The 14,052-nt window shown below is 43.7% G+C and carries 7 protein-coding genes; 2 read left to right on the top strand and 5 right to left on the bottom strand.

From position 1 onward, the window contains the following. The first annotated feature begins 261 nt into the window (after nt 1–261). Together QT996_RS19920 and QT996_RS19915 are read left to right on the top strand one after the other, a co-directional pair. Nucleotides 262–1,467, top strand: coding sequence for a hybrid sensor histidine kinase/response regulator (locus tag QT996_RS19920; RefSeq protein ID WP_333048492.1), 1,206 nt, complete (start codon nt 262–264; stop codon nt 1,465–1,467). A 681-nt stretch (nt 1,468–2,148) separates the two neighbouring features. After that, on the top strand, nt 2,149–7,170 hold the full coding sequence (locus QT996_RS19915; protein ID WP_333048491.1) for a PAS domain S-box protein: 5,022 nt from the start codon (nt 2,149–2,151) through the stop codon (nt 7,168–7,170). A gap of 233 nt (nt 7,171–7,403) precedes the next feature. On the opposite strand, the gene QT996_RS19910 is transcribed toward QT996_RS19915, so the two are convergent. The 5 genes from QT996_RS19910 to QT996_RS19890 all read right to left on the bottom strand — a co-directional run bounded on the left by QT996_RS19910 (nt 7,404) and on the right by QT996_RS19890 (nt 13,984). Beyond that, a complete protein-coding gene (locus tag QT996_RS19910) occupies nt 7,404–9,065 on the bottom strand; it encodes a diguanylate cyclase domain-containing protein (RefSeq protein WP_333048500.1) in 1,662 nt (553 codons plus the stop codon). Nucleotides 9,066–9,193: 128 nt separating this feature from the next. Beyond that, a complete protein-coding gene (locus tag QT996_RS19905; protein ID WP_333048490.1) occupies nt 9,194–9,646 on the bottom strand; it encodes a response regulator in 453 nt (150 codons plus the stop codon). Beyond that, a complete protein-coding gene (locus QT996_RS19900) occupies nt 9,643–9,813 on the bottom strand; it encodes a hypothetical protein (RefSeq protein WP_333048489.1) in 171 nt (56 codons plus the stop codon). The genes QT996_RS19905 and QT996_RS19900 overlap by 4 nt, the downstream gene beginning before the upstream one ends. A gap of 319 nt (nt 9,814–10,132) precedes the next feature. Then, nucleotides 10,133–12,040 (bottom strand): PAS domain S-box protein, encoded by a 1,908-nt coding sequence (locus QT996_RS19895; RefSeq protein ID WP_333048488.1) that lies wholly within the window; start codon nt 12,038–12,040, stop codon nt 10,133–10,135. After that, nucleotides 12,041–13,984, bottom strand: a complete 1,944-nt coding sequence (locus QT996_RS19890; RefSeq protein WP_333048487.1) for a response regulator — start codon at nt 13,982–13,984, stop codon at nt 12,041–12,043. Between the last annotated feature and the right edge of the window lie 68 nt (nt 13,985–14,052).

Below are 14,052 nucleotides of genomic sequence, written 5' to 3'. Positions count from 1 at the left end.
ACGGTAGCTAACAGACAACTCAAAATCAGTTAAATCTCGCGCCCAGAGTACCATTCTCAATCAGGGGTTCTGGCCTCCCGGGAAACGACAACTTAATTTGCTTGGACGGCCCGGGCTCGCAGCCGACTCCTTAAAGGGTTATTGCAAATAGAAGCATCTAGGAAGCAACCGGGTTTCTAAAGCCGCCGAAAATTCATTGAATCCGATTTAACGTCACAACCCACAACTCAAAAATCAAAAATTTGAATATTTCCCTTGAATATGAACGATAAGAATTCCGAAAGAAGCATCATACTAATTGTCGATGACAACCAAACAAATCTTGACGTACTTTTCGAGTTGTTAAGGAATTACGGGTTTAAAGTATTAGTGGCTCTAGACGGCGAAAGTGCGATCGAGCAAATTGACTACATCCATCCAGACTTGATTCTTTTGGATATCATGATGCCAGGAATTGACGGTTTTGAAACTTGCCGCCGTTTGAAAGCAGACCCCTCAACGCAAGATATTCCCATCATATTCATGAGCGCCCTTTCCGATACGCCTGATAAAGTAAAAGGCTTTCAGACAGGAGCTGTTGACTACATCACTAAGCCTTTCCAGCACGAAGAAGTTTTGAGCCGGATTCAAACCCACTTGACAATCCGCAGCTTGCAAAAAAAACTCGAAGAAAAAAACCTCGAACTTGCCCACCTCAACCAAAACCTGGAAAGACTTGTTGAACAAAAAACCAAGCAATTAATAAACCAGGAAAAAACAGCCATCATCGGACGTTTGACCCAGGGAATGGTTCACAACCTCAAAAGTCCCCTGCAAGTGATCCAGACTAGCGTCGATTTGATTGAAACAAAAGCCACACAAATTCAAGAAGACTCTCTGTTTAATTATACTAAGTATATTTTTCAAGCTGTCACAAAAATCAATCAGATAATGGATACTCTGATGATGAAAAGCCGAAACGAGCAAAAGCAAGATTTGCACCCGGTGAATATCAACGATTTAGTGCAGAGAGAAATTCAGCTATTGGAAGGGAATCTGTATTTTAAAAATAAGATTAGAAAAAAATACTTTTATGACGAAGAAATTGCCAGTATTCCATTAATTTATTCCTATGTTTCTCAAGTATTTTATAATTTAATTAATAATGCAATGGATGCTATGTGGGAAAAGAAAAGTAGAGAAATAACTATCGTGACTCGGCAAGACGACTCGAACATATACATGGATATTGCAGATACGGGATGCGGCATATCATCTGAAGATTTGTCAAAAATTTTTGACCCTTTTTACACTTCCAAGCCCCCTAAAGGCGAGGAAAAAACCGAAGGCGAACCGACAGGAACAGGTCTAGGACTTTATACTTGTATTGAACTTTTAAAACCTTTTAACGGTGAGATTGCTATTAGCAGCAATGTGGGTCAAGGCAGCGTATTTACAGTTGTGCTGCCCAAACCGCAGAAGAATTGAGCGAGTCAACTGAGTTAAATTGTGTCCGGGTAGACAACCATACTTAAGTTTGTAATTAAATTTGTAGCAAGGAATGCAAGTCTTGGTTCCTCACTCAAGAGAGGACTTACATTGCTCAATACAAATAGGCGCTAATTCCGGGTCATTAACCGAAGACAATCTCAGAGCGGATTTTGTAAATCAACGGTAATTCTCGTAGTTTAGTAGTGATACCCTTTTGAAAAAAAATGCCACTTTAGGCAAGCTTTAAACGGCAATTTATCATCTAAAATTTCACAGGCTATCACTAATGCCAATCTTGATTACTCCGCGCTCTTTTGACTTGCCTCTTGCTATTCCCCTGCCAAAGGTTGTAAATTAAAACAGAGTTGAGTTGCAATATTGGTAAGAGTATGATAGTTTTGGGCCACTAGGTTTGGGGCGAGGCGGAAAACTTGCAGCGAACAACTCAATTCTACAAATAAATCTGCGGGGTCTGCAAGCACACAGCGCACTCTCAAGCGTGCGGTTCAAGTTCCCCAATCATGAGCTAGGTAGCTGCATCCGCTGCTGAGATTTTATAATTACTAAAAAATAGCAAAAGGATAGCAGTGAAAAAAATGCCACTGTACGCAAGAACCAAACGGCGATAGTCATCAGTCATTCCAAATCTCAAATCAAAAATATAAAATATAAAATGGTATGACATCTGTTTTTGAGTCAACTTTAACGCCTGCTTGTTTGAAAATTCTTTTAGTAGAAGACTGTGCAGAGGATGCAGAACTCATTCAAGAACTGCTGTCTGAGCCCCAACGAGGAAAATCAATTGATCTGACCAATGTAGTTCGCCTCCGGGAAGCTATAGAAATTTTAAGCGACAAAATTTTTGATGTGATTTTATTAGATCTTTCACTTCCTGACAGCCTAAAATTTAATACTTTTTTCCGACTTCAAGATTGCGGTATAAATATTCCGATCGTCATTCTGACAGCCGCCGAGGACGAAGAACTAGCCGTCGAGTTAATTGCTGCGGGCGCTCAAGATTATTTGGTGAAAAGACAAGTAGACAGTCGGCTGCTGTTGCGGACGCTCAGGTGCGCGATCGCCCGCCAGAAACGGCAAGCAGAATGGCAAAAAAGTCAAGAAAAATACCACCAGGTTGTTGGCAATATCAAAGAAGTCGTTTTTGAAACAAATACTGCTGGCAATTGGACTTTTCTCAATCCGGCTTGGACGGAAGTTACCGGATTTACCGTTGATGAAAGCTTAGGAACTTCCTGTTTGAGTTACATTCATTCTGAGGATCAAGACCAATATTTAAATTTGTTTAGAGGCCGGAGACCAAATCAAGAAATATCCTGTTGTTACGAAAGTCGGTATGTTACCAAAAATGGGGAAATTCGCTGGGTGGAAGTGCAAGAATTTTTTATTTTTGGCTGGAACGGCGAGGCGCAGGGGACGACAGGAACTATCAATGATATTACAGATAAAGTTTTAGCACTTTCCGAACTAGAAGCTAGTAAAAAGTTTTTGAATTATACAATCGATGCAGTTGCAGACCCACTTTTTGTCAAGGATGAACAGCACCGTTGGATACTGTTAAATGATGCTTTTTGCAAGCTGATCGGGAAGCAGCGCGAGGCACTACTGGGCAAATCGGATTATGACTTTTTCCCAAAACAAGAAGCTGAGATTTTTTGGCATACTGACCAACAAGTGTTTAGGACGGGGCAAGGAAACGAGAGTGAGGAAATATTTACGGACGCCCACGGTACAAAGCACATTCTGTCTACTAAAAAAGCTGTCTTTGAAAATACCGAGGGCAGTAAAATTCTCGTGGGAATAATTCGAGATATCACTGAGGATAGGCGCAAACAATTAGCGCAGCAAGAAAGCGAAGCTAGACTGCGACAACTTGCTGCCAATTTGCCGGGAATAATTTATCAATTTCGTCTCTCAAGCGACGGTCAAAAAAGTTTTCCTTACATTTCTTCGGGCAGCCGCGATTTATATGAATTGGAACCTGAAAATATTCAGCAAAATCCCCAACTATTTTTTAGTTGTATTCATCCAGACGACCGCCAAAGATTTGAAGAATCTATTGCTGTTTCTGCGGCGAATATGCAGCCCTGGCAGCAGGAATGGCGCGCGATTGTGCCGTCGGGAAAAATTAAGTGGCTGCAAGGGGTTTCGAGACCGGAACGAGTTGATGATCCCACAGAAATAGGGCAGGAAGGCGATATAGTTTGGGAAGGCATGGTGCTGGATATTACTGATTTAAAACAGACCGAAGCAGCTTTACGGGAGAGTGAAGCCAGATTTCGCTCGCTCGTTGAGAATATCCCCGGCGCTATCTGCCGCAGCTTGTATGATGCTGATGGGACGATGGTATTTATTAGCGATGAAATTAAGGCAATTAGTGGTTATCCTGCCGAGGATTTTATTGGCAAAAACCGCTGGAATTTTACTAGCATTATCCATGAGGCCGACCACGAAATGGTCGATCGACAAATCAGGGCAGCAGTAGAGTCGAAACAGCCGTATAATCTAGAATACCGGATTGTTTGCGCTGACGGCGCGGTGCGGTGGATGTCGGAAAGAGGTAGACCAACTTACAATCTAGAAGGGCTAGTTTTGTGGCTCGACAGAGCGATTTTTGATATTACCGATCGCAAACAAGCCGAACTGACTCTGTGCCTGGTAACTCAAGCTGTAGACAGCGCTAGTGATGCGATCGCGATCGCAGATTTGGACGGTTATTCCGTTTATCACAATCAAGCATTTATTCAGCGCTACGGCTATACAGTTGAGGAACTAAATAATGCCGGTGGCCCAGCAGTAATGTACCCAAAATCTCAAGATTTGAGAAAGTTATTTAGGGTGATGCGGAAAGGTTTTTCCTGGGAAAGTGAAATAGAAATTAAGAGTAAAAATGGCGACATTAGAGAAACTTTTTTGCGAGCTAACTGCATTAAAGATAGCGCTATTCAACCGATAGGAATGATAGCCATAATTGCCGACCTCACAGAAATAAAACGCACCGAATCGGCATTAAAACTCAGTCAAGAGCGATTGCAGTTGGCGGTTTCAGGCAGCTCTTTGGGGCTGTGGGATTGGAATATAGCTACGGGCGAAACTTATTTCGACTTTTATTGGAAATCAATGCTAGGCTATGCAGAAACCGAAATTGAAAATAACCTCAAAGGTTGGGAAAGGTTGCTGCATCCAGAAGACCGAGTGAAGGTAATGGAATGTTTAAATTCCTATTTGGAAGGTGAGACTGATATCTATGAAGTTGAATTTCGGATGCTCAACAAAGCGGGCAATTGGCAGTGGATTCTGGCGATGGGCAAGGTAGTCGAGTACGATGAATGGGGTGCGCCGTTGCGGATAACAGGCACTCATAAAGATATCAGCGCCCGCGTTGCAGCAGAAGCCGAAAAAACGCAGTTGATCGCATCTCTGCAACAACTGGCCGAACAGTTGCAAGCAGCGCAAAAAATAGCCCGCATCGGCAATTGGGAATCCGATAGGGAGACAGGAATTATTACTTGGTCGGAAGAACTGTTTCGAGTTTACGGTCGAGAATTGAATCGGCCGCCCACAATGGAAGAACTTTTAGAGCAAATTCATCCCGATGACAAAGAAAGGTTTTCACAAGTTGTGCAAAAGGCAGTGACTGAAGGGACAGCTTACGACATCGACCACCGCATCTATGTTCCATCAGGAGAAATCAGGCACGTTAACGCTAAAGGACAATCTGTTAAAAATGAGTTGGGTCAGGTGGTGAGGCTGTTTGGCACGGCAATGGACATTACCCATCGCAAAAAAGCCGAAACTGCTTTGCAAGAAAGTGAACAGCGATTTCGAGCTGTATTTGAACAAGCGGCGATCGGCATTGTTAAAGTGTGGCCAGACGGTCAATTTTTGAATGCAAATCAAGGCTTTTGCAATATTGTCGGATACTCCGAATTGGAACTGAAAGCGCGAAATGTTGGAGATATTTCTCACCCCGAAGATGTAGCAGCCGATGTCGAGTCGCGCGACAGACTGTTAGCTGGGGAAATTTTTAATTATTCCCTTGAAAAACGCTTTATTCGCAAAGAAGGTTCATTTGTTTGGACTAATATGACTGTATCATTAGTGCGGGATGGGTTTGGGGAACCTAGCTATGTAATTGCTGTGATTGAAGATATTAGCACTCGCCAACTTGCCGAAGCTATCTTGCGCCAGCAATTAAAGCGGGAACGCCTGGTGGTAGCGATGCTGGAACGCATTCGCTCTTCTCTAAATTTAGAAGAAATCTTGACAAAAACTGTTGCTGAAGTACGGCAATTTTTGCAAACAGATCGGACAGTTATTTATCAGTTTAATCCCGATTGGAGCGGTTTTGTAAATGTCGAGTCGGTGGGGATAAATTGGCTGGCTATTCAGGGAATAACTATTAACGATTCCTGCTTTGAAGACAGCTATGCTTCTGCTTACGAACACGGTCGTGCTGTAGCTGTCGATGATATTTACCAAGCTAATTTTTCCGAGTGCTACATTAATTTATTAAGTCAATTTCAGGTGCGAGCTAATTTGGTAGTGCCAATTTTGCAAAGCGACAAGTTGTGGGGGCTATTGATTGCCCACGAGTGCGCGGGCCCCCGCCACTGGCTGGAAATTGAGGTCGAGTGTCTCAAACAAATTAGCGTGCAGTTGGCGATCGCTATCCAGCAATCGATGCTGTTTGAGCAAGCACAAATTGAAATTGCCGATCGCAAACAAGCCGAGTCAGCTTTGCAGGAATCAGAAGCACGAGAACGTTCAAAAGCCTTAGAGTTAGAAGCAGCTATTAACAAACTCAGAACTACTCAAGCTCAGCTCGTTCAAAATGAAAAAATGGTGAGTTTGGGTCAGTTAGTTGCTGGTGTTGCTCACGAAATTAATAACCCTGTTAGCTTTATTCACTGCAATCTCACTCCGGCTCGCAATTACACTTTAGATTTGCTGGAGTTGATTAAAGTGTACCAGCATTACTGTTCTAATCCTCCGGCCCCAGTCTTGGATAAAATTAATGAAATAGACTTGGATTATATTGCTGAGGATTTCCCCAGATTGTTTAATTCGATGCAAGTAGGAACCGAGCGAATTGTCGAGATCGTGAAATCATTGCGTAACTTTTCGCGATTGGACGAGTCCGCTGGGAAGTCTGTCAACATTCACGAGGGAATTGATAGCACTTTAATGATTTTGCAAAATCGGTTAAAATCTCACAGCAGTCATGGAGAAATTCAGATAGTTAAAGATTACCAAATATTGCCACAAATTGAATGTTTTCCGGGCGAGTTGAATCAGGTATTTATGAATATTTTAATTAATGCGATCGATGCTTTGGAAGAACGGGACAAGCAGCGTCCGATCGAGGAGTGCGATCGACATCCCAGCACGATCGCTATTCGCAGTTATCAGGCTGGTGCGGGCTTCGTAGCAGTATCTATTGCGGATAACGGGCGGGGGATACCGGAGTCGGTGCGATCGAGGCTGTTTGACCCGTTTTTCACGACTAAACCTGTGGGCAAGGGCACGGGTTTGGGATTGTCGATTTCTCACTCGATTATAGTCGATCGCCACGGCGGCAGATTGAGTTGTACTTCGACACCAGGTGAGGGAGCGGAGTTTTTGATTGAAATTCCAGTACGACCGAATTTAACAGGTAGGAATTCAAATTTGGGGCAATAAATTAGCAATTAGTAATTGGAAATTAGGAAGCGGAAATGGCTAATATTAAATACTGTAACATCGGAATTATACCCTGCAAGCGAGCATTATCTTTGCTCCGGGTCACTCGATCGCATCCCGCTGACACTGCACTCAAAAAATTATTATTCCGATGCTAACGTCAACAATATGAGTTATGAGTTGTGAGTGAAAAATCAAACACCATCTTACTAATTACCAATTACCTTCAAATTTTACATAAAAATCGGGGAAGATTCCGAGTTACTGGTGGCGTGACAAATACGATTTTTGCCTTCGGTTTTGGCTTGATAAAGGGCGCTGTCAGCGCTGCGAATTAGGGTGTTGGGAGATTCCTGGGCAGAAGGAATCGCTGTCCCAATGCCGCAACTGAGGGTAACGTAGGGGCCGATCGACGATCGCGCGTGGGGCAGTTTCAAGCTGGCTATGCCGTCGCAAATTTTCCGGGCGACAGCGTTTGCCCCTTCGGCGCTAGTGTTGGGCAGCACTAGGGCAAATTCTTCGCCACCGTAGCGGGCAGTCAAATCCCCAGCCCGGTTGGTTCCTCTGGCGATCGCCCCGGCAACTTGGCGCAAACAATCGTCCCCGCCGAGATGCCCATAAAACTCGTTGTAAAGTTTAAAAAAATCGATGTCAAACATAATTAAAGACAGCGGCAGTTCTTCTCTGGCCAATCTGCGCCACTCTAAGCTCAAAACGCGATCAAACTGGCGGCGATTGGCAATGCCAGTCAGTCCGTCAGTAGTTGCCAGTTGCTGCAATTTTTGATTCGCTATTGCTAGCTTGCGGTAAAGTTGAGATTGTTCGATCGCGATCGCCACTTGATTTGCCAAGTGCTGTAAGAAATCTATTTCCCACTGCTGCCATTCCCTGACACCGCTGCAATTGTATGCTGTCAGCATTCCCCACAAAATATTGCCATTTTCTGCGATCGAATCCGGCAAATTTTTACCCTGCGCCTGCGGTTTGCCACTCGCCTGGTTCCAGATATAATTTTCCGCTGCCTCTTGATTTTTATCGACTTCCCAAACAGTAGCTTCTTGTGTTTCTTTTGCCGTTTCCCAGTCGCCTGATTGCCAAATTGGCACGCTGATAACTGCTGCAATTTCACAATCTGCCAGCAATTCTTTGCAACTGCCAGCCAAGGGGGCAGTGCTGACATCTGCTATTGCTTGTACCGACTGTGATTCGACTAAAACAAAGCATGACACCGCCAAAGCAGCACTAATATTTTGGTTTTCAATATAACCTTCTGGCAAACCGTCACCGGCGACGATCGCACCTTTTTGCTCTTCCCCGTCCAATTGAGACACCCACTCCTGACAGCGATAAATTAAAACGCGGTCTGTTTGGAGAAATTGGCGCACTTCTGCAACGGTACTTTGGAGAATGCTTGCTGGATCTATTGACGATCGAATATTTTCGATCATTTTGCCCAACAGCCGCTGTCGGAGAGCCTGCTGCCGCAATTGTTCTTCGATTTGCTGGCGTTCGATCGCGTAATGGATTGCCCGCACCAGCAGAGTTCTGTGAAATCTTCCCTTTACCAAACAATCTTGAGCGCCCCAGCGCAATATCGACAGCGCCCTATTTTCATCGTTGATATCTGTCAGCACCACAATTGGCAATGTGGGCCATCGCGTTTTCAAAACTGCGATCTCCTCGCTTCCTCTCAAGCTGTCTGACCCTGACAAATCTAATAGTACGGCGTCAAACTTTTCTACTTCCAGATATCCGGCTCCTATCTCCAGAGACTTAACAGTTTGAACGAGAAATAGAGAGTCGGTGAATGACCCTAAAAGATCTTCGATCATTGTCGGAGCTGCGAGGTCATCCTCAACCAACAAAATTTTCAAACATTGCTTACGTGTTAACACAACTATAGCGTTGGGATCGGGTCGAAGGCGACTTTTTTGTTTTGAGAGCGATACTTGCGATCGGCAAATATTTCGGCTTATCAAATTCACTATACACTCAAACTATGGATTTAGCCCTCCATTAAAGTTTACATATCCGGCGGGAGTGAAACGACTTCAAACCAATACTCACATAAAGTCTTCATTACTTCTAACAATCCTTCAAAAGTGACTGGTTTGGATATGAAAGAATTGGCTCCCAAGCGGTAGCAAAGCAAGATATCTCCTCTGCGGTGCGAAGTTGTGAGCATTACAACCGGAATTTGTTGCAAATGGGGGTCAGATCTGATTGAAATTAGTGTTTCTCGTCCGTCCAGTCTCGGCATATTCAGATCCAAAAGTATCAAGTCTGGCTGAGGCAAATTGCTGCTAGCAAAATATTGACCACGACGGTACAAGTAGTCTAGCACTTGTTCTCCATTTTCCACAAATTCGCTCGTAATTGCTAATCGAACTTCTCGCAGTGCTTCCTCCATCAAAAAGCGCGTATCCTCGTCATCGTTTGCTATTAAAAGAGTAAATTTTTTCTTTTTATAATTCACGGCTTTGCCTCACTACCAACGGCTTTTGTGAGGTTGCTGGACTTTGAGCCATGTCTGAGTACCTGCACAGCATCTGTTGCGATCATCCGGTAAATCTGGCTGAGAACACTGAATTTGTGTTGCAGCAATTTACCGTTTTCGTTGATTTGCAAAGGTTGGGGAATCATGCTTGTTTCACTTTGCAGTCTGTCCGAGAACCTACAAACTGCAAACACATCACAAATCTTGATTCGGGAACTACTAGGGAAACTACTGCATCCCAAAGCAAGATGCTCTGGATAAAGTTGAAAAAAACTCACAAGTCTTGCGCGCACCGCTGATTTCTAAGTTGTATAAGGATCGAGCTAATATATTTATATTTATATATTTTTAGCTCGATGTCATCAGTGAATATGCTACACTTTAGAAGCATTTTTGTAAAGAAAAGATAAAGAGATTTCAAGCTTAAGTAAAGGGCAGGTAAGTGCTTCTGCCGGACTGCTGACTTCATTTTGGTAGAGGAATAGAAAAATAAAAAGTCGAGCCTCGATCCGGTTCTGATTTTACCCAAAGGGTGCCGCCGTGTCGATCGACAATTCTTTGACAAATAGCTAAACCGATACCAGTTCCCGAATAATGTTTTTGGGTGTGCAAGCGCTGAAAAATCTGAAAAATTCTCGGATGGTACTCTTCGGCAATCCCAATACCGTTGTCCTGCACTGAAAACACCCAGCTATCCCCCTGACGCGAAGCGCCCACCTGCACCACCGGCGCCTCACTGCTGCGGTACTTAATAGCGTTACCAATTAAATTTTGAAACAGTTGGAGCAGTTGAAAACAGTCACCTGTTACCCTTGGCAAATTGCCCCTAGTAACAGAAGCTTGATTCTCGCGGATGGCCAACTGCAAATTAGCACAAGCATCCTCAAAAACCCGATTGCAATCTATGATCTCAAAAGGTTTCTGACTGCGACCGACCCGCGAATACTCCAGCAAGTCATCAATCAGCGCCTGCATCCGCTCGCAAGAATTAACAATATTGCGGATAAATTTATTCCCTTGGGCATCAAGTTGGTTGGAAGAGCGTTTTTCTAATAGTTGAGCGTAGCCGGAAATCGTGCTCAAAGGCGCTTGCAAATCGTGAGAAGCCACGTAGGCAAACTGTTCTAGTTCGGCATTAGAACGAGTTAATTCTTGAGCGTAGCGGGTTTGAGTGTCTAAACTAGCTTGCAGCAGTTCTTGTACCAGCTTGCGTTCGGAAATATCCTCGATCGCACAAATCAAATATTGCAGTGTCCCCTTGACATCACGCATTGCCGAAACAGTAACATTCGCCCAGCGCACTGCCTCATCTTTGCACAGCAAACGCTTTTCCACAGAAAAAGTTTGAATCTTTCCGGATAACAGCGATCGCAGGTATTCTCTGTCCGCTTCTCTATCATCTGGGTGAGTAATTGCCTCCCAATTTTGCTGTAGCAATTCCGATTCTGCATAGCGGACAATCTGGCAAAAGCCAGGATTTACCCGCATAAATTGACCGCCAAGCGCGGTTTTAGCTATGCCGACTGCCGCTTGCTCGAATATCGCGCGGAAGCGTTCTTCGCTCTCTCGCAGGGCAATTTCGGCTCGTTTGCGCTCGGTAATGTTGCGAAAGGTGACTGCCAGACCGTCGTTTAATTTCACCGCAACAAGGTGCAGCCAAGCTCTTGTATCTGGCTCGTGTTCGTAATAAAATTCTTGGTCTACAGTTTCTCCTGTTTCTACTACAGAAACATACAAATTAAATAACCCGTTATTGCTAACTTGGGAAATTTCCGCCAACAAATTCTTGCCAACTATGTCGTTTAATCGCCGACCATAAAATTTTTCGGCTGCTGGGTTGATCAACAGCCACTCGAAATCTACAATATTTCCCTCACTGTTGCGGACGGCAGAATAAGCCACCACACAGTCTAAGGAACTATTTAATATGCTAGCAAGCAGCGACTGCGACTGTTGCAGTTGATAATTTTGCTCTTTTAATTGCTGTTGCAGTTTTTGCAAACCGACTTGCTTGTCGATGCGCGCTAAAACTTCTTCTACTTGAAATGGTTTAGTAATATAGTCGGCACCTCCAACACGAAAAGCTTGTAATTTATCGCTCATTTCATCTAATACGCTTAAAAATATCACCGGAATTTGTTCAGTTTCAGCTTTCGCTTTCAGTCTCCGACAAACTTCATAACCGTTCATTTCCGGCATTCTAATGTCGAGCAAAATTAAATCCGGGCAATGGGTGATCGCAACATTCAACGCCAGTTGACCGCAAATAGCTCGATAAACTTGATACCCCTGAGATATTAGCAGCTTGGATAAGAACCGCAGATTGCTTGGTTGGTCATCAACCACCAATACTTTAATTTCGCTATTATCCATTTATTTTAAACTCGATTGAGTTAAATCCATGATTTTGTCGAGTCGGTAATCGGCAAGCAAATCTTTTAAAGCATCAGCTAAAGTTGGATGACTTTCCCAGATGCGATCGACAATTTGAATCGCCAGCTCTTCATTAACATCATTAGCCGCGTCGTAGAGTTCCTGCACCCAACTTTGAGGCATCTGAGCCAGCAGCCCTCGGAAAAATGAATCGGGTTTTTCGCTCACACAATAACGCCGTAAAGCCCCGACAGGAAGCCGGGGCAACTCTTGATAAAGATAGCGCACTCTCAAGTAGCAAGCCATCTTATCAAAGAGAATTTGTTCTTGAAAAGGTTTTCGCACAAAATCGTCGCAACCTGCGGCGATAATTTCGCCTTTTTTTTCCTCAAAAGTGCTAGCAGTCAGAGCAATAATTACAGTTCGTCGCTGAGTTTGTTTCTCTTTAGTTCTAATTTGTCTGACAGTTTCAAAACCGTCCATTACTGGCATTCGCGTATCCAGCCAAATTAAATGAGGCTGCCAACTTTCCCAAAGTTCAACAGCTTGGTAGCCATTTTCCGCTTCTCGGACTTCAAAACCAATTGGTTGCAACATTTTAACCAGCAGCCGACGATTTTCTTGATTGTCATCAACTGCTAAAATCCGATAAACTGGTTGGTTTATTTCTAGTCCGATCACCCGCTGCAATGTCGCGACTGTTATTTCAGACGAACTAGCGGGAAATACTCGGATATTAAATTTAAAACTCGTTCCCTCACCTAACACACTGACTACCCCAATATCTCCCCCCATTATCTGCACGTATTTTTTAGTAATTGTCAAACCCAATCCCGTACCCTCAGCCGCTTTTCTCCCCGCTTGTGTCTGCACGAAAGCATCAAATAAAGTATCAATTTCTGCTGCTGCTATGCCAACTCCCGTATCTTCAACTTCAAACCAAATTAAACTTTCCTGGGCCGAGGTAGAGTTAGGATCAATCTCCGATGCTGCGGCGGGCTGTGGTTGCTTGTCTGCCAAGCTCGCGCGCAGCCAAATGCTGCCGCCGTCGAGAGTAAACTTTATGGCATTTCCCAGCAGGTTAATTAAGCAGACGCGCAGCTTTTTTTCGTCAGTTTTTATATATTGGGGAACATTCGCATCCACGGAAAATTTCAGTTGCAATTTTTTTGTTTCAGCTTTGACATGAAACATTTCTTCGAGAGTGTCGAGGAGCTGATAAAGGTCAAAGCTACGTTCATCTAAGCCAATTATCCCTGCTTCTATTTTCGACAAGTCTAAAACATCGTTAATTAGTTCCAGCAAATGTTGACCGCTGCGGTTAATAATGCGGAGATTTTCGAGATTTTCTTGGTTGAGTAAAGAGTCGCGGCTCATGACTTGGGTAAAACCGAGGATGGCGTTCAGGGGAGTCCGCAATTCGTGGCTCATGTTGGCAACAAATTGACTTTTTGCGAGGGATGCAGCAGCCGCTAGTTCTTCGGCTTTTTTGCGTTCTATTATTTCTTCTTGCAGTTCTTTGTTGCGCTCAATCAATTGTTGTTTCAGTCTTTGGATAGTCAGTTGGTGTTCAATTCGCGCTAAAACTTCTGCTACATGAAAGGGTTTTGTAATAAAATCTACTCCTCCCACCTTAAAGGCGGTTAGTTTGTCCAATACTTCATCTAAAGCGCTAATAAAAATAACGGGAATTTCTGATGTTTGCGGATCTGCCTTGAGCTGCATACAGACTTCGTAGCCGTCCATTTCTGGCATTTTGATGTCGAGCAAAATTAAATCTGGAGGACCCGATCGCGCGGCTCTGATTGCCATTTTGCCGTTAATTACGCCTCGGACTGTGTAGCCCCGATCTGACAGCGTTGCTGATAAAACTTGCAAATTTTCGGGAGTATCGTCAACAATTAATATGTTGCCTTTATTCTCTTTTGTTTGAGTGCTGGTCATCTCTCTCTATTTTTTGTTAATTTAAGAATAGTTGAAATTAGGAAAACGGCTTAAATATTAATTATAGC

Origin of the sequence: Microcoleus sp. S13C4 (assembly GCF_036700865.1) — a bacterium.
In the GTDB taxonomy this organism is placed as follows: domain Bacteria; phylum Cyanobacteriota; class Cyanobacteriia; order Cyanobacteriales; family Microcoleaceae; genus Microcoleus.
Note: the sequence above shows the minus strand (reverse complement) of the source record. Positions and strands in the feature narration are given on the sequence as shown.